19 protein-coding genes and 1 pseudogene are annotated in these 21756 nt (G+C 68.2%); 2 read left to right on the forward strand and 18 right to left on the reverse strand.

What is annotated here, in order from left to right; all coding sequences use genetic code 11:
* Positions 1-107: 107 nt before the first annotated feature.
* Entirely contained in the window at positions 108-1259 is a 1152-nt protein-coding gene (locus E1161_RS01480) for a PQQ-dependent sugar dehydrogenase (protein ID WP_207920047.1), read from the forward strand.
* Positions 1260-1558: 299 nt separating this feature from the next.
* Here the strand turns inward: E1161_RS01480 and gatB are convergent, their stop codons facing one another.
* The 4 genes from gatB to gatC all read right to left on the reverse strand — a co-directional run bounded on the left by gatB (position 1559) and on the right by gatC (position 5178).
* Positions 1559-3064: an Asp-tRNA(Asn)/Glu-tRNA(Gln) amidotransferase subunit GatB gene (gene gatB, locus E1161_RS01485; protein ID WP_132618743.1), complete on the reverse strand. Its 1506-nt coding sequence runs from the start codon at positions 3062-3064 to the stop codon at positions 1559-1561.
* The gene (locus tag E1161_RS01490) at positions 3061-3258 is read right to left on the reverse strand and encodes a hypothetical protein (protein ID WP_132618745.1); all 198 of its coding nucleotides are present in this window, start codon (positions 3256-3258) and stop codon (positions 3061-3063) included. Before E1161_RS01490 ends, gatB begins: the two co-directional genes overlap by 4 nt.
* Positions 3259-3293: 35 nt before the next feature.
* The gene (gatA, locus tag E1161_RS01495) at positions 3294-4805 is read right to left on the reverse strand and encodes an Asp-tRNA(Asn)/Glu-tRNA(Gln) amidotransferase subunit GatA (RefSeq protein WP_132618747.1); all 1512 of its coding nucleotides are present in this window, start codon (positions 4803-4805) and stop codon (positions 3294-3296) included.
* Between the two features lie 73 nt (positions 4806-4878).
* Complete coding sequence (gatC, locus tag E1161_RS01500) at positions 4879-5178, reverse strand: Asp-tRNA(Asn)/Glu-tRNA(Gln) amidotransferase subunit GatC (protein WP_132618749.1); 300 nt, start codon at positions 5176-5178, stop codon at positions 4879-4881.
* Between the two features lie 286 nt (positions 5179-5464).
* Between gatC and E1161_RS01505 the strand changes: the two genes are divergently transcribed.
* A complete protein-coding gene (locus tag E1161_RS01505) occupies positions 5465-6118 on the forward strand; it encodes an ACT domain-containing protein (protein WP_207920059.1) in 654 nt (217 codons plus the stop codon).
* Positions 6119-6258: 140 nt separating this feature from the next.
* Here E1161_RS01505 and E1161_RS01510 read toward each other — a convergent pair whose 3' ends face one another.
* The 14 genes and pseudogenes from E1161_RS01510 to E1161_RS01575 form a co-directional block, all read right to left on the reverse strand.
* Positions 6259-6750: a GNAT family N-acetyltransferase gene (locus E1161_RS01510; RefSeq protein ID WP_132618753.1), complete on the reverse strand. Its 492-nt coding sequence runs from the start codon at positions 6748-6750 to the stop codon at positions 6259-6261.
* 33 nt (positions 6751-6783) lie between these two features.
* Complete coding sequence (gene ligA / locus E1161_RS01515) at positions 6784-8955, reverse strand: NAD-dependent DNA ligase LigA (protein WP_132618755.1); 2172 nt, start codon at positions 8953-8955, stop codon at positions 6784-6786.
* Between the two features lie 43 nt (positions 8956-8998).
* Positions 8999-9664 (reverse strand): hypothetical protein, encoded by a 666-nt coding sequence (locus tag E1161_RS01520; RefSeq protein ID WP_132618757.1) that lies wholly within the window; start codon positions 9662-9664, stop codon positions 8999-9001.
* A gap of 50 nt (positions 9665-9714) precedes the next feature.
* Positions 9715-10704, reverse strand: coding sequence for a DUF6461 domain-containing protein (locus E1161_RS01525; protein ID WP_132618759.1), 990 nt, complete (start codon positions 10702-10704; stop codon positions 9715-9717).
* 168 nt (positions 10705-10872) lie between these two features.
* Positions 10873-11904 (reverse strand): uroporphyrinogen decarboxylase/cobalamine-independent methonine synthase family protein, encoded by a 1032-nt coding sequence (locus E1161_RS01530; protein WP_132618761.1) that lies wholly within the window; start codon positions 11902-11904, stop codon positions 10873-10875.
* Between the two features lie 59 nt (positions 11905-11963).
* Entirely contained in the window at positions 11964-13493 is a 1530-nt protein-coding gene (locus tag E1161_RS01535) for a fatty acyl-CoA synthetase (RefSeq protein WP_132618763.1), read from the reverse strand.
* A gap of 640 nt (positions 13494-14133) precedes the next feature.
* Positions 14134-17874 carry a DUF6531 domain-containing protein gene (locus E1161_RS01540; RefSeq protein WP_132618765.1) on the reverse strand — a complete coding sequence of 1247 codons (3741 nt, stop codon included), beginning with the start codon at positions 17872-17874 and terminating at the stop codon, positions 14134-14136.
* 9 nt (positions 17875-17883) lie between these two features.
* Positions 17884-18585, reverse strand: coding sequence for a WXG100 family type VII secretion target (locus tag E1161_RS01545; protein WP_132618767.1), 702 nt, complete (start codon positions 18583-18585; stop codon positions 17884-17886).
* The gene (locus E1161_RS01550) at positions 18582-18908 is read right to left on the reverse strand and encodes a type VII secretion target (RefSeq protein ID WP_328591199.1); all 327 of its coding nucleotides are present in this window, start codon (positions 18906-18908) and stop codon (positions 18582-18584) included. Before E1161_RS01550 ends, E1161_RS01545 begins: the two co-directional genes overlap by 4 nt.
* Complete coding sequence (locus E1161_RS01555) at positions 18902-19348, reverse strand: YbaB/EbfC family nucleoid-associated protein (RefSeq protein ID WP_132618769.1); 447 nt, start codon at positions 19346-19348, stop codon at positions 18902-18904. The genes E1161_RS01550 and E1161_RS01555 overlap by 7 nt, the downstream gene beginning before the upstream one ends.
* A 101-nt stretch (positions 19349-19449) precedes the next feature.
* Positions 19450-19569: a DUF397 domain-containing protein gene (locus E1161_RS28485; protein WP_132618771.1), complete on the reverse strand. Its 120-nt coding sequence runs from the start codon at positions 19567-19569 to the stop codon at positions 19450-19452.
* A 76-nt stretch (positions 19570-19645) separates the two neighbouring features.
* A complete protein-coding gene (locus tag E1161_RS01565) occupies positions 19646-20425 on the reverse strand; it encodes a hypothetical protein (protein WP_132618773.1) in 780 nt (259 codons plus the stop codon).
* A gap of 814 nt (positions 20426-21239) precedes the next feature.
* The gene (locus E1161_RS01570) at positions 21240-21446 is read right to left on the reverse strand and encodes a DUF397 domain-containing protein (protein ID WP_408011925.1); all 207 of its coding nucleotides are present in this window, start codon (positions 21444-21446) and stop codon (positions 21240-21242) included.
* A pseudogene (locus E1161_RS01575) lies at positions 21446-21730 on the reverse strand (Scr1 family TA system antitoxin-like transcriptional regulator); the annotation flags it as partial. The gene E1161_RS01570 and the pseudogene E1161_RS01575, both read right to left, overlap by 1 nt.
* Positions 21731-21756: the final 26 nt, after the last annotated feature.

A 21756-nucleotide genomic window follows, 5' to 3' on the forward strand; every position in this document is an offset into this window, starting at 1 on the left:
CTCCACCCCCCGCTCCTCTGATCCCATCCCCGCCCGGTTCCGGCGGAACGGCTGATCGCGGTGGCTCACGACGGGTTCACCGGACGACGGATAGGGTCGGAGGTGTGATGGGTCGGACTCGTGCGCTGGTGGGCGCCTTCGCGGTGCTCGGAATCGTGCTGAGCGGATGCGCCGAGTTCCCCGACGAGCACAACCGGCCGTTCGCCGAACAGCCCTCGCTGGCGCCGCAGGCCGGTCCACAACCCTCGTTCGAGAGCGAAGCACCACCGTCGGAAGCTCCGGGCGAGGCGAAGCCGCAACCGCCCGCGCAACCAGCCGGCTGCGAGGACCCCGACAGCGCGGTGATCACGACGTGCCTGGACCCGGTCGGTGCGATCGCGGTGCTGCCGGACGGGCAGAGCGCGCTGGTCGGCGAGCGCTCCACCGGCCGCGTGCTGCGGGTGAAGAAGGGCACGAAACCCGTTGAGCTGGCGCAGATCTCCGTCGACGCGAGCAGCGGCGGCGGCCTCACCGGCCTGGCCCTGTCGCCCACGTACCACGAGGACGAGCTGTTCTACGCCTACGTCACCACCGGCTCCGACAACAGGGTCGTGCGGGTCGCCAGCGGCGACAGCCCGAAGCCGGTGCTGACCGGGATCCCCAAGGGCGCCACCGGCAACTCGGGCGCGCTGCTCGACGACGGCAAGGGCGCGCTGCTGGTGGCCACCGGCAACGCCGGCAACCCGGCCAGTGCCGCCAACCCCTCGACGCTGTCCGGGAAGCTGCTGCGCATCGACGGTTTCGGCAAGCCTGCCGAGGGGAACCCGCAGCGCGGTACACCCGTGGTGACCTCCGGGTTGAACGAGCCCACCGGCATCTGCGGCACGGCCGCGCTGAGCATGTTCTGGGTGACCGACCGCAACAGCGGCAAGGATTCCCTCTACCAGGTGAAGTTCGGTGAGCCGCTCGGCAATCCGGCCTGGACCTGGTCGGATCGGCCCGGGGTTTCGGGGTGCGCGGCGGACCCGACCACCGTGATCGTGGCGCTGCGCGACGCCTCTGCGCTCTACACGCTGCACCCGGCGCCGGACGGCACCTTCACCGGCCAGCCCACCAAGGTCCTGGAGAACCGCTACGGCCGCTTCGCCACGGCTGCGCTGGCGCCAGACGGCATGGTGTGGCTGGGCACCACCAACCGCGACGGCGACCGCCCCGTTCCCAGCGACGACCGGGTCCTGCGCCTGGAACCGCCGACCGGCGGTACGGCTGGCAAGGACTAGGAGCGCTGTTCCGGGTGCGGAACGGCACCCGCACCGCCGAGCGGGCCCGTTCCGATGCCGGATCGATCGGCTCGGTGAGCAGTCGATCACGTCCTCGCCGGTGAGCGCGGCCAGCACCGGCTGCTCCCCGACGAGCTCGGTGGGGGCGAACTGCTGGCACAGCGTGCTCGAACATCGAACAGGCGCTCGGCTGGAGGACTCCAAGCCGAGCGCCTGCGCGAACTACTGACGTGGGCCATCAGGTGTTGCGAGGACCCCGAACAACGCCCACGGGCCGGGGGCGTTCTCGCTGTGGCGGGTTACTGGCCGCAGGCCTCGAGGACGAGTTCGCGGACCCGCTTGGCGTCGGCCTGGCCCTTGGTGGCCTTCATGACCGAGCCGACCACAGCTCCGGCCGCCTGAACCTTGCCGCCGCGGATCTTCTCCGCGATGTCCGGCTGCGCCGCCAGGGCCTCGTCGACGGCCTTCTGCAGCTCGGAGTCGTCGGAGACGACCTCCAGACCGCGAGCCGCGACGACCTCGTCCGGCTCGCCCTCGCCGTCGAGCACCCCGTCGACGACCTGGCGGGCCAGCTTGTTGGTCAGCTTGCCCTCACCGACCAGCGCCGCGACCCGCGCGACCTGCTTCGGCGTGATGTCCAGGTCGGCCAGCTCGACTCCGCGCGCGTTGGCCTGCTGCGACAGGTAGGCGACCCACCAGGAGCGGGCGTCGCCCGGAGCGGCACCGGCCTCGACCGTCTCGGCGATGAGCTCCAGGGCACCGGCGTTGACGAGGTCGCGGAGCTCCTCGTCGGACAGGCCCCACTCCTCCTTGGCGCGACGACGGCGCTCCCACGGGAGCTCCGGCAGGGTCTTGGACAGCTCCTCGACCCACTCGCGCGACGGCGCGATCGGCACCAGGTCGGGCTCCGGGAAGTACCGGTAGTCCTCCGAGGTCTCCTTCGGACGACCCGCCGAGGTGGAACCGGTGGACTCGTCGAAGTGCCTGGTCTCCTGCAGGATCGACCCGCCGGAGGTCAGAACCGCCGCGTGCCGCTGCATCTCGAAGCGCACCGCGCGCTCGACGCTGCGCAGCGAGTTGACGTTCTTGGTCTCGGTGCGCGTGCCGAACTCGCTGGCGCCCTTGGGCATCAGCGACACGTTCGCGTCGCAGCGCAGCGAACCCTGGTCCATCCGCACGTCGGAGACGTTCAGCGCACGCAGCAGGTCGCGCAGCGCGGTCACGTAGGCGCGGGCGACCTCGGGAGCGCGCTCACCGGCACCGGTGATCGGCTTCGTGACGATCTCGATCAGCGGCACGCCGGCCCGGTTGTAGTCCAGCAGCGAGTAGTCGGCGCCGTGGATGCGACCGGTGGCACCGCCCATGTGCAGCGACTTGCCGGTGTCCTCCTCCATGTGCGCCCGCTCGATGTCGACGCGGAACGTCTCGCCGTCGTCGAGGACCACGTCGAGGTGACCGTCGAAGACGATCGGCTCGTCGTACTGCGAGGTCTGGAAGTTCTTCGGCATGTCCGGGTAGAAGTAGTTCTTCCGGGCGAACCGGCACCACTCCGCGACCTGGCAGTTGAGCGCCAGACCGATCCGGATCGCGGCCTCGACGGCCTTGCCGTTGACCGCCGGCAACGCACCCGGCAGGCCCAGGCACACCGGGCAGACCTGGGTGTTGGGCTCGGCGCCGAACGCGTTGGCGCAGCCGCAGAACATCTTGGTCTTGGTGGAGAGCTCGACGTGGACCTCGAGGCCCAGCACCGGGTCGAACCGGGTCAGCACCTCGTCGTAGTCCATGATCTCGGCGACCGCGGTCACTCCTCGTCACTCCCCTTGCGCAGTGCGCGCACCGCCAGGGCGGTACCGGTGATCAAGCCGAGCGTGGTGATGACGACGTCAGCCAGTTCGAGCTTGTCCTTGTTCTCCCGGGCGGCCTTGTAGCTCGCCTTCAGCCCGAAGGCCGCCGAGAGCACGGAAGCGAGCTGGAACGCTGCCTTCAACTTCGGGTTCACTTTGCGACCTCCTGCATCGGTGGCGTGGGAGCGGCTCATACCGCCGCTTCCAGCTTCGGGGCACGGTTGATCAGCGGACCGCCCTGCTCGGCGTCCCGGGCGACCTCGTAGGCGGCGCCGACCCGGTAGAGCCGGTCGTCGGCCATGGCCGGAGCCATGATCTGCAGACCCACCGGCAGGCCGTCCTCATCGGACAGTCCGCACGGGACGCTCATGGCGGCGTTGCCTGCCAAGTTGGACGGGATCGTGCACAGGTCGGCGAGGTACATCGCCATCGGGTCGTCGACCCGCTCCCCGATCTTGAACGCCGTGGTCGGGGTGGTCGGCGAGACCAGCACGTCGACCTGCTCGAACGCGGCGGTGAAGTCGCGGGTGATCAGCGTCCGCACCTTCTGCGCCTGGCCGTAGTAGGCGTCGTAGTACCCCGAGGACAGCGCGTAGGTGCCGAGCATGATGCGCCGCTTGACCTCGGGGCCGAAACCGGCTTCGCGGGTCATCGACATGACCTGCTCGGCGCTGTTCTCGCCGTTGTCGCCGACGCGCAGGCCGTAGCGCATCGAATCGAAGCGGGCCAGGTTCGACGAGCACTCGCTCGGCGCGATCAAGTAGTAGGCACCCAGCGCGTAGTCGAAGTGCGGGCACGAGACCTCGACGACCTCGGCGCCCAGCTTCGACAGCTGCGCGACCGCGGCGTCGAACGCGCGCTGCACTCCCGGCTGGTATCCGTCACCGGAGAACTCGCGGACCACGCCGACCTTCACGCCGGTCAGGTCGCCGTTGGCACCCTGCTCGGCGGCCTCGACGACCTGCGGAACCGGCTGGTCGATCGAGGTGGAGTCCATCGGGTCGCGCCCGGCGATGACCTCGTGCAGCAGGGCCGCGTCCAGCACGGTCCGCGCGCACGGGCCCGGCTGGTCCAGCGACGAGGAGAACGCCACCAGGCCGTAGCGGGACACGCCGCCGTATGTGGGCTTCACGCCGACGGTGCCGGTCATCGCGCCCGGCTGGCGGATGGAACCGCCGGTGTCGGTGCCGATGGCCAGCGGCGCCTCGAACGCGGCCAGCGCGGCCGACGAACCGCCGCCGGAGCCGCCCGGGATGCGGTCGGCGTCCCACGGGTTGCGAGTCGGGCCGTAGGCGGAGTTCTCGGTGGAGGAGCCCATCGCGAACTCGTCCATGTTGGTCTTGCCCAGCACGACCACGCCGGCCTCGCGCAGCCTGCGCGTCACCGTCGCGTCGTACGGCGCCATCCAACCCTCGAGCATCTTCGACCCGACGGTGGTGGGCATGTCGGTGGTGGTCAGCACGTCCTTGAGCGCCAGCGGCACGCCGGCCAGCGGCGAGGCCGCCTTGCCTGCGGCCCGGTCGTCGTCGGCCTTGCGGGCCGCGGCGAGCGCACCCTCGGCATCGACATGGAGGAACGCGTGCACGAGCGGGTCCACGGCGGCGATGCGGTCCAGGTGCGCTTGGGTCACCTCGACCGACGTGACCTCACCTGCCGCCAGCTTGGCGGCCAGCTCGGACGCGGTCAGCCCGGTCAGGCTCATCAGGCCTCCTCAGTGCTCTGCGGGACACCCGCACCCGGTCGACCTCGATGAGCGGAAGGGGAATCGTGGCTCATCAGGCCTCCTCAGTCAGAATGCGCGGAACGCGGAATCGGTCCTCTTCGGCCGCGGGTGCCGCTGCGAGCGCCTGCTCGCGCGTCAGGCCCGGGCGGACCTCGTCCTCGCGGAAAACGTTGGTCACCGGCACGGCGTGCGACGTGGGTGGGATGTCGTCCGCAGCGACCTGCCCCACCTTCGCCACCGCATCGAGGATCTGGTCGAGCTGGCCTGCGAAGGTGTCGAGCTCGGCCTCGGTGACGGCCAGCCGCGCCAGGACGGCGAGGTGTGCGACCTCGTCGCGGGAGATCTTGGACACTGCGAAGGCTCCCTGGTCATGTCCGGTTTACGAGTACATCCCAGTCTATGGCGACCACGCTGCCAGACCTGGCTGGGGTCGTGCCTGGCGAGGCGCGCCCGGGAACTTTCCCGAATGGCCTGGTCGTTCTCTCCCAGGGACGGCTGTAGCAAGATGACTACGCCGCGTCTGACACAATTTCCCCTGCGGTTGTTCCTCGCACGAGTGGCCGCGCAAGCGGACGAGCAGGCGAAGGAAGCGTGCGGCCGGCGAGGTGTCGTGCATGAAACTGGAGGCGTTGAGTCCGGTGTCCTTCCTCATCCGGGTGCAGATACCGGATCGACCCGGCAACCTCGGGTCGGTGGCGAGCGCGCTCGGCGAGATCGGTGCCGACATCCTCAGCGTCGACGTCGTCGAACGCATCGGCGGCGTGGCCATCGACGACCTCGTGGTGGAGCTGCCCTCCGGGCGCCCACCGGACGTGCTGATCACCGCTGCGGAGTCCATCGACGGTGTCGAGGTCGACGCCGTCCGCCCCTACGCGGGCGTGCTGGACACCCACCGCGAGCTGGAGCTGGTCGAGGAGATCGCGGCCGAGCCGGCACGCGGACTGCAGATCTTCGCCGAAGGCGTCCCGAAGATCATCCGATCGGGTTGGGCAATCGTGTTCGGGCACCGCTCCGGCGGCGCCGAGCAACTGGCCGCCAGCACCTCCGCGCCGCAGGAGGGCTACCTGGAACTGCCGTGGCTGCCGCTGCCGCGCGCCACGATCCTCGACGGCGACGAGACGTGGGTGCCGCAGACCTGGCAGGAGCTGGGCACCGAACTGGCCGCCACGCCCATCGGCAAGCCCGACCGCGTCCTGCTGGCCGGACGTCCCGGCGGCCCGATGTTCCGCGCAGCGGAACTCGCCCGCCTCGCCCACCTCGCGGGCATCGTCTCGGTCGTCCTCGACGGCTGACGAGCGCTCCCCCACCAGCCGGCGGTTCTCGTCAGAACCGACCCGGCAAGCGAACCGACGATCACGGCCAGTTCAGACCAGAACTGCTCACTGCCAACGATCATCGAGCGCAGGTCTCGGTCGCCGCTGATCCGCGCGGCTCAGGTTCCGAGTTCGAGGCAGAAGCCGAGCAGGCGGATGTCGGCGGTGGGGCTCCAGTCCCGGTCCGGCAAGCGCTGGAAGCCCATCCGCTCGTACAGGCGTCGCGGGGTCTCCGCCGTTTCCGAGACGCACAGCACGACACGCCCGAAGCCCTCAGCCCGGGCGCGCTCCACGACCGCCTCGACGAGCTGACGACCCACGCCCTGACTACCGGCGTCCGGGGCGACCGCGAGCATCCTGAACTCGATCTCGCCAGCACGCGCGATCTCCGCGTAGCTGTCGCCGGGGCGGACCACGGTCACCGTGCCGACCGGCCGGTCACCGTCGAGGGCGACGAGCAGTTCGGCTTCGGCCGCGCGGTCAGCGGCGTCGCGCAGCACGGACACGTACGAACCATCGGTCGGGAGGTTGCCCGCATCGGCGTACGCCTTCGCGGTCATCTCCCCCACGACCTCGTATTCCGCCGGCAGGGCGGCCCGAATCGTTGCCATGGCCGCGATCCTGCCACCCCGCGCCAGCGGTTCTCACTCCTCCGGGGGCAGCGCCCGCTCGGTTGCCGCTTCCGGGCCCTGTTCGAGCAGCACGGTGAAACCGTCCTCGTCGAGCACCGGGACCTTCAGCTGCATGGCCTTGTCGTACTTCGAGCCCGGGGAATCGCCGACGACCACGAAGGCGGTCTTCTTCGACACCGAACCGGCCGCCCGACCACCGCGAGCCATGATCGATTCCTTCGCCTCGTCCCGGGAGTACTGCCGCAACGTCCCGGTGACCACGATCGACATGCCTTCCAGCGTCCGGGGGATCGACTCGTCGCGCTCGTCGGCCATCCGCACGCCGGCCTCGCGCCACTTGCGCACGATCTCGCGGTGCCACTCCACCGCGAACCACTCCCGCACGGCCGTGGCGATCGTCGGCCCGACGCCGTCGGTGTTGGCCAGCTCCTCCTCCGAAGCCTGCTCGATCCGCTCCAGCGTCACGAACTCCCGCGCCAACGCCTGCCCCGCGGTCGGCCCGACGTGCCGGATCGACAGCCCGACCAGGATTCGCCACAGCGGTTTCTGCTTGGCCTCCTCCAGGTTCGCCAGCAGCTTGGCGCCGTTGGCCGAGAGGTTGCCCTCCTTCGTCGTGTACAGCGGCGTTTTGAGCAGCTTCGCCTCGTCGAGGTCGAACAGATCGCCCTCGTCGCCGAGCACACCCGCGTTGAGCAGCGCGGAGGCGCCCTCGTAACCCAGCGCGTCGATGTCGAGGACCTTGCGGCTGGCGAGGTAGAACAACCGCTCCCGCTGCTGACCGGGGCAGCCCTGGGCGTTCGGGCAGCGCAGGTCGACGTCGCCCTCCTTCTGCTGCGCCAGCCGCGCCCCGCACTCCGGGCACGCCTCCGGCATGACGAACTCGCGCTCGTCACCGGTGCGCACGTCGGCGACCGGCCCGAGGACCTCGGGGATGACGTCACCGGCCTTGCGGATGACCACGCGGTCACCGATGAACACGCCCTTGCGGCGCACCTCGTCGGCGTTGTGCAGGGTCGCCATCGACACCGTCGAACCCGCGACCTTGACCGGCTCCATCACCGCGAACGGCGTGATCCTGCCGGTGCGGCCGACGTTGACCTCGATGTTCAGCAGCTTGGTGGTGGCCTGCTCCGGCGGGTACTTGTAGGCGATCGCCCAGCGCGGCGCGCGCGAGGTGGCACCGAGCCTGCGCTGCAGCGGGACCTCGTCGACCTTGATGACGACGCCGTCGATCTCGTGCTCGGCGGAGTCGCGGTTCTTGCCCCAGTGCTGGATGTGCCCGAGGACTTCATCCACAGCGGACAGCACAACGGTGTGCCGGGACACCGGCAGACCCCACGCCTTGAGCGCTTCGTAGGACTCCGACTGGCGTTCCGGCTCAAAACCCTCACGCCTGCCGAGGCCGTGGCAGATCAGCCGCAGCGGACGGGACCGGCTCACCCGGGGATCCTTCTGGCGCAACGAACCGGCGGCGGCGTTGCGGGGGTTGGCGAACGGCTCCTTGCCCGCGTCGACCAGCTTGGCGTTGAGCTCGGCGAACTCGTCGACGCGGAAGAAGATCTCGCCGCGCACCTCCACCAGGCCCGGAACCGGGTACTCGTCGGTTCCGGTGAGCTGTTCGGGCACGTCGCCCATGGTGCGCACGTTGAGCGTGACGTCCTCGCCGGTGCGGCCGTCACCGCGTGTCAGCGCCCGCTCCAGGTGACCGTCGCGGTAGAGCAGGTTGACCGCGAGGCCATCGATCTTGAGCTCGCAGAGGTAGTGGGCGCCGCCGCCGACCTCGCGCTCCACGCGCTCGACCCACGCCGCCAGCTCCTCGGAGTCGAAGGCGTTGTCGAGGCTGAGCATGCGCTCCAGGTGCGCGACGGGCGTGAACGCGGTGGAGAAGGTGCCACCGACGACCTGCGTGGGCGAGTCGGGAGCCTGCAGCGCGGGATGCTCGGACTCCATCCGCTGGAGCCGCGTGAACAGCTCGTCGAACTCGCCGTCGGAGATCGTGGGCGAATCCAGCACGTAGTAGCGGAACTGGTGGCCGCGCACCTCCTCGGCGAGCTCCGCGTACTGTTCGCGCACGTCGGGCGGCACGTCCTCGACGCCTTCGGTCGCACTCGCGGCGGCGGGGTCGGAGGGCACGCCCTCGGCGTCCTCGCTGGGATTGAGCTCGTGAACGTCCTTGCTGGTCACGCCCCGAGACTAACGAGCGACCCCGACACCGGCACGCAGCGGCTCACTGCGCGTTGCGGTCCACCTCGCGCACGAGCTCGCGCAGTTCGAGCAGTCCGATGGTGCCTTCGGGTTCGGCCTCGGCGGTTTCGACGCGTCCCAGCCGGTCGGCGGCGAGCCGTTCACCGAGGGTGGCATCCAGCGGCAGGAAGGTCAGGGCGCGGCGCGCGTTGTCGTCGAGCGCGGGGAAACCCGGGTGGTACACGGCGACGTCGACCAGCCCTTCGTCCTCGTCGACCTGCGCTGCGATCCGAACCTGGTCGAGCGGGTACTTCTCGCCTCGCAGGTTCACCGTGACCTCCGTGGGGTCGGGCACGGCGGGGACCGAGTCGTGGTACTCCCACAGCGTGTCCGCAGCAGGCGCGGCGGCCATCCACGCATCGGTGCAGGGCCGCAGCTCCGGGTCGGCTTGGCTGCTGATGACCAGCGCGTACGCGGCCTGCTCGCCGTGCTCGATGCTGAAGGTCAGGTCCGGGTGGACGCCGGCGACAGCCTCGGCGACGAGGTTCTCGATGCGCTGCGGCTCGTTGTCGCCGAGCGCCGAGGCGATCTCGGGGAGGTTGTCGTCCCACCACCGCCAGAACGTCGTCGCGCGCTCCGCGGCCTCGGCGGGGACGTCGACCGGTTCGGCGGGCACATCGGCGTCACGGCGGCGCAGGAACCTGAACATGGGAACCATTGTGCCGCCCGCCGGAGCCCGCCGTGGCGGGACGAGGAATTTCACCCCGGCAGCTCGTCGCGGACGATGGCGGTGATGGCCGCCGGTTCGGCACCGCGCACATCGGTGACGCCGGTGAGGACGCCCGACAGGGCGCTGCGGGCATCCTCGTGCATGATCTGCCTCAGCACCTGCATCGCGTGCAACCGGTTGCGGCTGACCAGCGCGGGTCGCTCGCAGATGCCGCTCCACACCAGTTCGCGCAGTGTCTGGTCGACTTCGGCGCACTCCGGGCGCACCCCGGCGAGGATGCGTCGCACGACGGGCAGGTCCATGCAGTCGGCGGTCGTGGCGACGTAGCGGGCGAGGGACCGCAGCACCCGCCGCTGATCGTGCTCACCGGCGGCCCGCAGTGCGGTCAGCATCTCCGCGGGATAGCCGTCGAGGTCGCCCAGCGGCATCGAGACGAGGTCGTCCGGCCACGGTGCGACCGGGTAGGTGCGGAACTCCCCGCCGAGCCATCCTTCGGTGGGGACCTCCCCCGTGACCCGCCCGGCCAGGGCCAGCATCAACGGCACCGGGGCCGCCTGCGACCAGGGAAGTCGTTCGCGGTGCTCTTCGAGGGCGTCCGGGAAGGACCCTTCCCGGTATTCGGGGAGCACGGCTTCGAAGGACGTCTGGACCACACCGTCGATGGCGTGCACGAACCGCGTGCGGACGTCCTCGTCCCAGTAGCAGGAGACGGCTTCGGGACGCGCGGCCCGACGCAGCACTTCGGGGCGAACGCCCTGGCCACCGGTGTCCTCGACGACGAGCGTCCAGTTCCCGACGGAGCGCAGCCCGATCATCGGGTGCTTCTCCTGGTAGGCGTACGCCTCCTCGCAGAACTCGTCGATGTCCAACGACCGCCCGTGCGAAGTCACGGCCCCGAACGACTCGGCGACCCGACCGAGGTCGCTGTTCCGGACCATGGTCAGGCACGCCGCGTCCCGGATCGTGCTGCGCTCGATCCAAGCGACGCGGTCGAGCTCGCTGACGCAATGACTGCCCACAGGGCTCTTCCTACCAGCGCAAAGGCCAGACCACGGCCATTTTCGCAAAACATTCGGACAACGAGACCACATCAACCGGCCCGAACGGACGCGCTCCGACTCAGGTCCACAGTGGACAGTGAATCCGTGAGCGGCACGCCGATCCGGCGTCGGATGACGAGCTCGATATCAGGATTCGGCTTCGTCGGCGAAGAGCTTGGCGAGGTCCTTGGTGAGGGAGAGGGCCCTGCGCGACCAGGCTGGGGTTGCTCCGGCGAGGCCGCAGGTGGGGGTCGGCACGGCTCGTTCGGCAAGGGTCTTCTTGCCGAACCCGAGCCTGGTCGCAAGGTCGAACGCGGGCTGGGCGATGCTGCGCAGATCAACCTGGCCTGCTGGTTCGACGCTGGGTGTCAGTCCGAGGAACAGGGCGGTCCCCTCTTCCCACGCCTCCCCGAGCTCGTCGGCGAACTTGCCGGTGACCTCTCCGAGCCCGGAGGCGTCCAGCGAGATCGCACCGGCCCCGGCGCGGCGCAGCAGCTCGACGGGCGGGCGCTGCGCGCAGCAGTGCACGACGACGGGTGATCCCGTTGCCGCGGCGAGCTTTCCGATCACCTCGCCGAGCAATCGCTGGACGTCGGGTTCGGGCACGGCCGGCACGTTGCCGTAGCCCGAGGGGGTGGGCAGCGAGCCCCTCAGCACGGCGGGCAGCGACGGCTCGTCCAGCTGCACCACGACCCGTGAGCCGGTGCGCGCGGTGACCTGCTCGGCGTGCGCGAGCAGCCCTTCGGTGAGTGATTCGGCGAAGTCCCGCAGCGCACCGCGGTCGGTGAGCACCCGGTGCCCGCGCATCAGCTCGATCCCGGCGGTGAGCGTCCACGGCCCGGCCGCCTGCACCTTCACGACCCGAGGAGCACCGGCTTCAGCGACCGCCTGCTCCAGCGCGTCGAGGTCCCAGCGCAGCAGGTCCACTGCTCGCCGGTGATCCATCCCGGGCGTTCCTGCCACGCGGTAACCGGATGGCACGACTTCGACCGCCAGGTCGACCAGCAGCCCGGCCGTTCGCCCGAGGATGTCAGCCCCGACCCCGCGCGCGGGCAGCTCGGGCAGCGGCATCAACTCCGGCAACTCCCCGACCACCGTCCGCGCGGCCTCCAACGGGTCGGTCCCCGGCGAAGACCCGACGGCAGTTGCCACACCCGGACCCCAAGCAGATTCAGTCACGCACCCATTATCGACCGGCCACCGCAGCATCCCGTGCGGGCGGGGTCGGCGTTTCGGTTTCAGGCGAGTTCGTCGCGGAGGACCCTCTTGAGGAGTTTTCCGGAGCTGTTGCGGGGGAGGTCGTCGACGAAGCGGATCTGCTTGGGGACCTTGAAGCCGGCGAGGGTGTTGCGGGCGTGGTCGATGAGTTCCTGTTCGGTGACCTCGTGCTTGGTGACGACGACTGCCGCGATCCGCTCGATCCACTTCGGGTCCGGGACGGCGATGACGGCGACCTCCGCCACGGCCGGGTGCGCGTAGAGGGCGTCCTCCACCTCGCGGGAAGCGACCAGCACACCACCGGTGTTGATCACGTCCTTGATCCGGTCGACGACGAAGCAGTAACCGGCCTCGTCTCGTCGCACCAGGTCACCGGAGTGGAACCAGCCGCCGCGGAATGCCTCGTCGGTCTCCTCCGGCTTGTCCCAGTACCCGGTGCACAGCTGCGGGGAGCGGTAGACGATCTCGCCGAGCTCGCCCGGCGGGACCTCCTCGCCCTGGTCGTCGACGACCTTGGCTTCGACGAACAGCACCGGCCGACCGGCGGAGTCCGGTCGCTCCTCGTGCTCCTCCGGCCGCAGCACGGTGGCCAGCGGCGCGATCTCGGACTGCCCGAAGCAGTTGTAGAAACCCAGCTCGGGCAACTGATCGCGGAGTCGGTGCAACACCGGCCCGGGCATGATCGACGCGCCGTAATACGCCTTGCGCAGTGCCTTGAGGTCGCGGGTGGCGAACTCGGCGTGGTTGGCCAGCGCGACCCACACCGTGGGGGCGGCGAAGAAGGACGTGATCCGCTCGCTCTCGATGCGGGCCAGGATGTCGGCCGGATCGGGCACTTCGACGAGTCGGTTGCTCGCGCCGATCATCAGGTGCGGCAGCAGGAACACGTGCATCTGGGCCGAGTGGTACAGCGGCATCACGTGCAGCGGCAGGTCGTTCTCGCCGAAGTCCAGCGCCTGCAGGCAGGAGACGTACTCGTGCAGCAGCGCGCGGTGCGTCATCATCGCGCCCTTCGGCAGCGAGGTGGTGCCGGAGGTGTAGAGCAGCTGCACGAGGTCGTCATCGCCGACGGCGACGTCGATGACAGGAATCTCCCCTTCGACGCTGCGCGACAGCAAGGAGTCCTTCTCGTCGCGCAACGCGATGACCTGCTGCAGGGAAGTTCCCTCCCGCACGGCATCGACGTTGCCCATCAGAGCAGGATCGACCAGTGCGAGAGAACTGCCCGATTGGGAGAGGAGATAGGAAAGTTCCCCTCCGGTCAGGTTGTAGTTGATCGGCACGTGCACCAGACCCGCCCTGGCGCAGGCCAGGAAGCCGATCAGGTAGGCGTCGGAGTTCTTCCCGTAGGCCGCGATCCGATCGCCCTTGACCGCCCCGGCCTCCAGCAGGAACCCGGCAGCCCGGCTGACCGCGGCGTCGAGCTCGGCGTAGGTCCAGACCCGCTCGTTGCCGCCGGAATCGACGAACCGCAGCGCCTCCCGACCACCCACGCGCGCCGCGCTGCGCCGCACCACGTCCGCGACCGCGCTCCCCCGAAGCTCCACCATCGGACCTCCCACTCCGTCGTGTGAGGCCAGACACTAACCCGACGAACCACTCGACACTAGCGGCGCGGAAGCAACCGCCAGAGAGGCCGCTTTGCGCGGCAAAACGGCTCTACCGAGTTTGGCCCGCCAAGCGCCAATACGCCTGATGCCAGAGTCGCACGTTTCTATCCAGATCGAGACTCAAAGCCAGTCGGTTCGAACTCTAAGACCCCCTGTCCGTCAGCGACAGTCGTGGCCAGGAACAGATGGTCCGCACCGTCGTAATACGCGAAGTCTCCCGCAAACACCGAGACCAACCCCGGTGAGCAATCTGCGCCGAAAATAAACCCAGGACCCTCGAGCATTTCATCGAAGTCATCCAGCGCCTCCCGCAGGGAGCACAACACGGACGGAGAAAATGCCGAATTTAGAAGTACTGCTGACTCATGCGAGAGCATTCCTACACCTTCGATACCTTCAAGTGCAGATCTCACGTCACCCTCAGAAGAGAGGTCTACCTCCACATGCGGAACAAGCTCCCAAAGGACATGCATTCCCGAATTCGCCCAAGGAAGGTCCAAGGTACGTTCGTGAAGAGCATTAGAGACAGCAACTTTGCCCTGATCCGAACTCATTTATACCAACTCCAGAGGCTTCGTCGCTAATTCAACGTTTCGAGTGCACCCATATAGCCATCGTACGTAGCCGAGGGAACGTTGTTCGATCCGTACCACCAGTTTGGCCTCTTTCTTCCACCTGTGTGGTCCCACCAGTTTACGTGGACGCCCTTATTCTCATCCCAGTCAAGCCGCCATCCCCGCTTGCCATCAGGCGACATCTCCCCTGAATTGAAGCCTGCCCACGGACCAAGCTTTTGAACGTGCGGGACCGTGTCTCCAATTAACCCAGAATACTGGATCGCCGCATTTCTCGCCTCTTCGATACTATTGAATTCAGCGTGGTTCTCTATGGCCCTTTCGAAATGATCGGGACGACCCGACCTGCAGTCCATCAGCCCGAGCGGATCGACCAGGCGATGTGGATTACTCACATAAGAGTGCGGGCCGAACCCTCCGGCCAAGCCCAGAGGATCTGAGCTTCCGTATCGGCCGCTGATCGGGTCGTAATGCCGCTGGTAGTTGTAGTTGAACCCTGTCTCCGGGTCGGCGTACTGCCCCGGGAACCGCAGGGGTGTGTACGCCCCCGTCCGGCTCTGGTCCGTGGTGACGCCCCAGAGGGTCGTCCTGTGGAACCAGGCGATTCCGCCTTGGTCGTTGACCAGTTCCGTCGGTGTGCCGACGAGGTCGGTGACGATGGAGTAGAACTGCTCGTCGACCCATTGCTGGGGTGCGTTGCGGAGTTGGGAGCGTTCCGCCTGGATGAGTGGGCGGAAGGTTCCCGGCTCGTAGTCCCAGACGGTGACGCGGCGGTCGCCGAGCTGCGGACCGTTGAGCGCGCCGTCGGTGTGGGCCTGCTCGGCCAGGACCGTGCCGTCCCAGGTGAACTCGATCTGCTCGGCCACACCCGACCCCTCGGGGGTGAGGCGTTGCTTGGCGACGCGGCGGCCGAGCGGGTCGTAGCGGTAGCGCCAGCGGGTGCCGTCGGGCGTGAGGACTTCGACCAGGCGGTCCTCTGAGTCCCAGAAGTAGCGCCAGGTCTCGGGTTTGCGGGACAGGCGCTTGCGCTGGCGGAGCACGACGCGTCCTTGGGCGTCGTGCTCGTAGCGGACGTTTCCCGCCCGGCGGATGAGGGTGCCGCTGTACTCGCGGTCGCCGATCTCCTCGGCGTCGGGCGTGGGCCACGAGGCGTGTGCGAGGCTCCCTGCCGCGTCGTAGGCGTAGCGCTCGGTCCAGCCGGTGCCGGTGACCGCGGTGACGCGTCCTGCTCGGTCGAGTTCGAACGTGCGCGGTCCGGTGAGCTTGTCGTCTAGTCCGGTCAGGTAGCCGTCGGCGCGGTAGGTGTAGCCGCGTCGCTGGATCTCGCGGCCGGCGGCGCCGGTGATCGTTTGCGACAGCAGCTGGTGGTTGGCGTCCCACGCCTGCGCCAGGACCGCCTGCGGGCCGAGTTGGCGCTGGGTCTCGTTGCCCGCGCTGTCGTAGCCGAACCGCAGCGTTCGCCCCGCGGTGCGCAACGTGGTGGGACGACTGTTCCCGTCGTACTCCCAGACGCTCTCCGCACCCGAGGGCGTGCGGCGGTGAACCCTGCGGCCGAGCGCGTCGTAGGCCGAGGCGACGGTGCGCCCGTTGATGGACTCGGCGAGGACTCGTCCCATCGGGTCGCGGTGGAAGGTGACCTGCGTGTCACCGTCCATCGCTTCGGTCAGGCGCCCGAGCGGGTCGAACGTGAAGGTCGAGGTGGTCGTGCCGCTGCGGCGTTCGATGACGTTGCCGAGGGCGTCGCGGGCGAAGTAGGTCATCTCGCCCGCACCGTTGGTGCGCGTGATCAGCTGCCCGGCGGCGTCGTGCTGGTAGGCGACGACGCGACCGTTGAAGTCGGTTTCGCGCACGAGGTTGCCGACGGCGTCGTAGTCGTAGCGCCACACCGCGCCGAGCTCGTTGGTGACGCTGACCAGGCGGAGTTCGGTGTCGTAGCCGAACTGCAGGCGCGTGCCGTCGGGTCGGGTCTCGGCCGAGGGCAGGTCGAAGTGCGTCACGTCGGTGCGCGTTTCCTGCCCGAGCGCGTCGACGTGCGAACGAAGGTTCCCTTCACCGTCGTAGATCCACCGCTCGGTGGCCCCGTCGGGGAGGGTTCGCCACGCGGGTTTGCCGTCGACGGTCCAGCCGAACCGGGTGACGCCACCGAGTGGGTCGGTCATCTCCGAGACCCGGCCGAACGCGTCGCGGGTGAAAAGCGTCCTCGCTCCGAGCGGGTCGGTGAGTGCGACGGGAAGCCCCGCCGCATCGGTCTCGACGTGTTGAACGTGTCCCATCGCGTCGGTGATGCGCGAAAGGTGCCCTTTCTCGTCGTAGGCGTAGCCGGTGACGGCCCCGGCCGGGTCGATGGCCTTGGTGACGTTGCCGCGCTCGTCGTACTCGCGGCGCGACACGGAACCGTCCGGCGCGGTGATCGTGATGGGAAGCCGCAGGTCGCCGTACTCGAACCGAGCTTGGGTGCCGTCCGGCCGAGTCACCGCGACGAGGTTTCCCTCCTCGTCGTAGTCGTAGCGGACCGTGCGGCCGAGGGGGTCGGTCCGGGAGAGCAGCCGGTCGAACTCGTCCCACTCCGACAGCGTTTCGCCGCCCTGCGCGTCGATCGCGCGGATCGTCTGGCCGGCTTCGTTGAGGTGGTAGGTGGTGTTGGCGCCCTGCGAGTTGGTCCAGCGGGTAATCCGGTTCTCGCGGTCGTACTCCATGGTGCCGCTGAGGGATCCGCCGGAGCCCTCACCTGCGACGACACGGCCTTCGGCGTTGTAGCTGAAGCGGTACCACTTGTCGTTGCGGTCGGTCCAGCTGGTGATGCGCCCGTCGCTGTCGTAGCTGAACCGCATCGGTTGTCCGGAGGCGTTGATGACCTCGGTGAGTCTGCGGTCTTCGTAGGCGTAGCGCATGAGCAGCACGTCGCTGCCGTGGTCGGCTTCGCGCAGGTGCAGGCCGGTGATCAGGCCGTCGTCGGATTCGACGCGGATTCGGTAGCCGCCGGAGTGCCTGACCTCGACGGGAGTTCCGGTCTCGTCGTGGTCGATGTCGACCCGGTCCCCGTTGCGCGCCACGATCGCGGCCAGCGGCAAGACCTCGCCACCAGGCGCGAACAGCAGTTTCCGGCCGCTGTCGAACTCGGTGAGGATGTAGCCGCCGTCTTCCGCGCGGGTGAGTTCGTGCTGGGAACCGGCGAACCGCACGGTGGCACCGACCGCGGGCGTCGGAGCCAGCAGCAGCTTCCCGTCCTCGACGGCGAAGGACACGCCCGAGCTGCCGAACTCCAGTCGCTGATCCAGCGTCGATGTCCAAGACGTCCCGAAGCGCAGGCCGACGCGGTACGACGACAGGTGCGTCCGCATCAGCACGAGCGGGAGCACTCCCTGCAGCTCGACGTCGGTCTGCTGCAGGATCATCTCGCCGCTGGCGACGTCGATCGGATCGCCTTCGGTGTGGCGCTTGTCGGCGTCGGTCGTCGGCTTCTGCGGGTCCGGGCTCCGGTCTTGCAGCCCACCGTCGTCGGTCTTGCCGCTCGGCGTGCTCCCGGCCTGGTCGGTGCGCGCCGGGGGCGGCGTGTGGGCGCCCGCCGGGTTGGTGGAGCTGCCGTTGGCCCCCGCCCGTCCACCCTGGGCGAACTGGTGGGTGGCGTCCTGAGCGCTGGAAACGCTCTTGCTCGCGTCGACGCTGCCGACACGCTGCGGTGGCCTGCTGGAACCGGCGTCCCCGTCCGGTTTCGACGTGCCACCAGGGCCTTTGGTCTTCGCCACGGATTCCCCTCATCCGTTGAGCAGCTTGGTGAGGTTGGTCAGGCTCGTGATCAGACCGGTGATGTAGGTGAAGATCCGCCCGGCCCACTTGGCCACCGCGGAGACGATCTGCGCCGCCACCACCGGGATCGTCACCACGAACACGGCCTCCACGGCCCAGACGATCACCCGGGCGACGAGGTCGGCGATGAGGTCGCGGACGAGTTCGCGGGTCATCTCCACCAGGCCGCCCGCGCCTTCGGTCGCCGAGGACAACGCGGCCGAGATCGCGGCCAGGCCGCCGATGGCCTGCACGTTGTTGCCCATCATCTGCTGGTAGGCGTCGGAGGCGACGCCCTTCCACTCGCCGAGGTCGCTCTCCAGGCTCGACTTGAGGTCCTCGGCCATGGAGGCCAGCTCGGTGGCCATGTTGTTCCAGGTCGCCGCGTGGGAGCGGACCACGTCAGGCATGCCGGTGAGCTCGTCGAGCATCTCGCGCAGCGGCTCGAAGTACTCCATCGCCCAACCCAGCCCGTTGGACAGCAACGCGCTGAACGGGTCCAGGACAGCGGAGGCGACCTCCAGGCCGGCTCCGACTCCGGCCAGCGCGTCGTCGACCCAGCCTTCGCTCTTGATCGCCGTGACCAGGCCTTCGACGCTCTCGGCCATGCTCGAACCGGTCCAGGGCTTGCGGGTCGATTCGACCGGTGCGACCAGCGAGTTGTCACTCACGGCATACCTCCGCCGGACGACTTGATCTGCGCCGCGTGGTCCTCGTCCATGCCCTGGTAGTCGTCCGCGGCGGCGCGCAAGGATTCCGCGGCGAGTGAGAGGTTTTCGGCCACGTACGACAGCAGCTCGTCCTGCCTCGCGTGACGGTCTTCGAGAATCCCGGAGATCCACCCGCACAGCAGGCCGTACGCCTGGTCGTCCTGCGCGATGTGCGCGCTGGCGGACTTCACCGCGTCGAAGCGGGCTTGGACCTCCTCGACCTTGGCGGCGTGGGCTCGGATTTGCTCGGCGTTGACGGTGTAGCCGTCGCCCACGGCTACCACTTCTCCATGAACGACCGGTTCTCGTTGTCCTCGTCGTCGGGGGGCTGCGCCGGGGCGGGTTCCTGGCCGGTGGTCAGCTGCGCACCGACGCTGTCGGCGATCGCACGTGCCGCGGCGGAATCCGTGCCCATGGTGCCGGCGATGATCTCTTGGGAGCGTTGGGCCAGCTGGTTCTTCGCCTCGGCGAAGGTCGCCATGATGGCGCTGGAGACCGCGGCCGGGTCGCTGCTCTTGATCTTGCCGGTCAGCTTGATGTCCGCCAGAGCACCGGCGGAGTCGATGGTCACCTCGACGAGCCCGCCCGGATCCGTCGCGGTGACCCGGACTTCCTTGAGCTGCTCGCTCATCGCCTGGGTGTCGGCGGCCAGCTTGTCGATCCGGCCCTTCCACGCAGCCAGACGCTCGTGCGCGCCATCCGGATCGAGGATGTTCCCGTCCATGTCACTCCGATCTTCGGGGCCCAAGCCTCAAGATCAAAGGTTAAGTAGCGCGGAGCGCGCACGGGAGTGGTTTCGATCAAAACGATGCGTTCAGAGCACCGTCAGCGCTCGAACCTGCCGGACTTCAGGGCACCGACGAAGGATCGCCACTGCCGCGAGGTTGTCGTGAAGTACCCGGCGTCGCGATCCTTCGAATCCCGCACCGCAGCACCGGAACCCACGGAACCGACTTCGACGCACGCGGATTCCTAGCCCGACCACAAAACTTTCGCCAACCCGTCGGTCTTGTCCTGCTGCTCATGCCCCCGCCAAGTGGAAAATCGAGACCGCGGTCGGGGCTCGGACGCCGCAGGCTCGTGCCGCATCCGACACCAGGTCGGCGGTGAAACCGGCCATGTCCAGAGACCACTCCGGAACGCGGCAGCTGAGGTTGGTTTCCGCGACATCGTCGCCCAGATGCCACCTCCCCTCGAACGCGGCAGGATCCGGCAGCCCCGACGGGGGTGAATCCAGCACCTCGGCGGCGATCGTGGAAAGCGAGCGGGTTTCCATCTCGGCCGCGAGACCGGCCGGATCGAGTTCGTTCATCGCTGGTGCGCGCACGGACACCGCGAGTTCTTCCGGGTCACCGCACCCGACCCGTGTGAACCACTGGTGCGAGGTGGCGAAGTGCTCGTTGTCGAGGATGTCCGCTCCCAGCGGGAGCACCGCGTGAACACCTCGCAGGTCAAATCGCCCGACCCGGTTCAGCACGTCGTTCAAGCACATCATCGCTTGCCAAGCAGGCACTCGCGCGCGCTCGTCGAGAAGCCCTGCCTGCAACCAGGCCGCTTCGCGCACAGAGCCGTCCTGAGTCCAATCGCCACCGGCCTCGTGCTGATGCCAGCGGACTCCCGCATCAGCCCGCGATCCGAACTCAGCCACGCCCAGTGAAACACTGCGCTGGACCAGCAGCCCGTACACGTCATCGAACTCGCCGAGCTCCCACTGACTCGCCACCAGCGGGCGCAACTCCAGCCTACCGTGCAAACCGACGATGAAAGCCGGGTAGTTGCCAAGAGTCTTCGATGCCGTCATGGATGGCATGGTAACGGCCGAACCGCAGTTATAAGCACATTCGAATCGTCGATTACACCGTCGATATCCACATCGACAACGCTACGCCAATCACCCAGCGGGGTCGTTGTTCTGCACGGGATTCGAGCGTTAGCCCGCTTGGCGGTTTGATTCGGCGGAATGCTGCGCGGAGGGCCTGTTACGACAGTACGCCACTGCCCATCCGCACCGAAGTACTGCAGCTCCACAGTCACCGTACCTGTCTTACCAAGCAAGTACGGGTCGTGTGTAGTCCACCAACCGTGCGCAGAGGCATCGACGTTGTTCGCGCTAGTGTGCACATAGTCGCCCTGATGCTGGAACGGATGCGGCTCTTGGGTTCTGTCCTGCGCCATCGCAGCCAAACTCGCATCGCCTATGACGCCCGCCGAACCTCCTTCATCGGTCTCCGCGGCAGCGATACTCGCGCCGGACGTCACCAAGCAGCTAGCCAAGAAGACAGCCAGCGTCTGTCGTACCGAAGTAAGCGCCCTGTCTCGCAACGTAACCCCCAGACTCGCGTCGATAACCCCAGGATGAAAGCCGAAATCAGGAAAGGCGCAATCACCAACGCCCTCCCCCATGAAGCCAAGAGTCTCAGAGTCAACCCATCGCCCGGAGTCGTTTCCCGCAAACTTCCACAAACGTTCTTCACGAACCACAGGTGGGCATGCGAACGCCCCAAGCCGCCTATCCCGACCTGTCAAGATCGCAGCGGCCGACCGCCCTTCAACACGAGCCCAACACCACGGCGGCAGCGCTAGGGATTCGGAGCGCTGCTTTTGCAGCTCGCTTGTCAGCGCACGGTCAGAACTCGAACCTGCCTGACTTGACGGCATCGACGAAGGATCGCCACTGCCGCGAGGTCGTCGTGAAGTACCCGGCGTCGCGATCCTTCGAACCGCACCGCAGCGCCAGACCCCACGGAACCGACCTCGACGCACGCTGTCTCCTGGTGAGATCGCGACGACTTCCGCCAGTTCGTCGGTTCGCGTAACGCCATCAGAGCAACTCGCTTTCAATCAGCCCGTCCGGTAGTGCTCCAGGTGAACGATCGGATCCTGGTCGGCGAACTCGAACAGCAAGAACGATTCCCGCGTGGGCTGGATGCCATTCCGTCGCACCGAGCGGCAGCACCTGAACCGCGACGTTGGGGCGTTCGGCGGCCTTCATCATGTATCGCAACTGTTCAGCCATCACCTCGGGACCGCCGAAAACCTCGCGGAGGGCCGCTTCACCGAGTACGACGACGTGTTCAGGCGGATTCGATGCGTCCAGGATCTCCCGGCGGCTGAGCCGACGACCCGCGCTTC

The sequence above is a fragment of the Saccharopolyspora aridisoli genome (assembly GCF_004348445.1).
Taxonomy (GTDB): domain Bacteria; phylum Actinomycetota; class Actinomycetes; order Mycobacteriales; family Pseudonocardiaceae; genus Saccharopolyspora; species Saccharopolyspora aridisoli.

What these genes read in the sequence shown, in the direction of transcription:
- E1161_RS01480 (WP_207920047.1), top strand. Translation starts at nt 108, where the DNA reads ATGGGTCGGACTCGTGCGCTGGTGGGCGCCTTCGCGGTGCTCGGAATC.
- E1161_RS01565 (WP_132618773.1), bottom strand. Translation starts at nt 20,425, where the DNA reads ATGACGGCATCGAAGACTCTTGGCAACTACCCGGCTTTCATCGTCGGT.
- E1161_RS01570 (WP_408011925.1), bottom strand. Translation starts at nt 21,446, where the DNA reads ATGGCGTTACGCGAACCGACGAACTGGCGGAAGTCGTCGCGATCTCAC.
- E1161_RS01510 (WP_132618753.1), bottom strand. Translation starts at nt 6,750, where the DNA reads ATGGCAACGATTCGGGCCGCCCTGCCGGCGGAATACGAGGTCGTGGGG.
- E1161_RS01555 (WP_132618769.1), bottom strand. Translation starts at nt 19,348, where the DNA reads ATGGACGGGAACATCCTCGATCCGGATGGCGCGCACGAGCGTCTGGCT.
- E1161_RS01520 (WP_132618757.1), bottom strand. Translation starts at nt 9,664, where the DNA reads ATGTTCAGGTTCCTGCGCCGCCGTGACGCCGATGTGCCCGCCGAACCG.
- E1161_RS01535 (WP_132618763.1), bottom strand. Translation starts at nt 13,493, where the DNA reads ATGGTGGAGCTTCGGGGGAGCGCGGTCGCGGACGTGGTGCGGCGCAGC.
- gatA (WP_132618747.1), bottom strand. Translation starts at nt 4,805, where the DNA reads ATGAGCCTGACCGGGCTGACCGCGTCCGAGCTGGCCGCCAAGCTGGCG.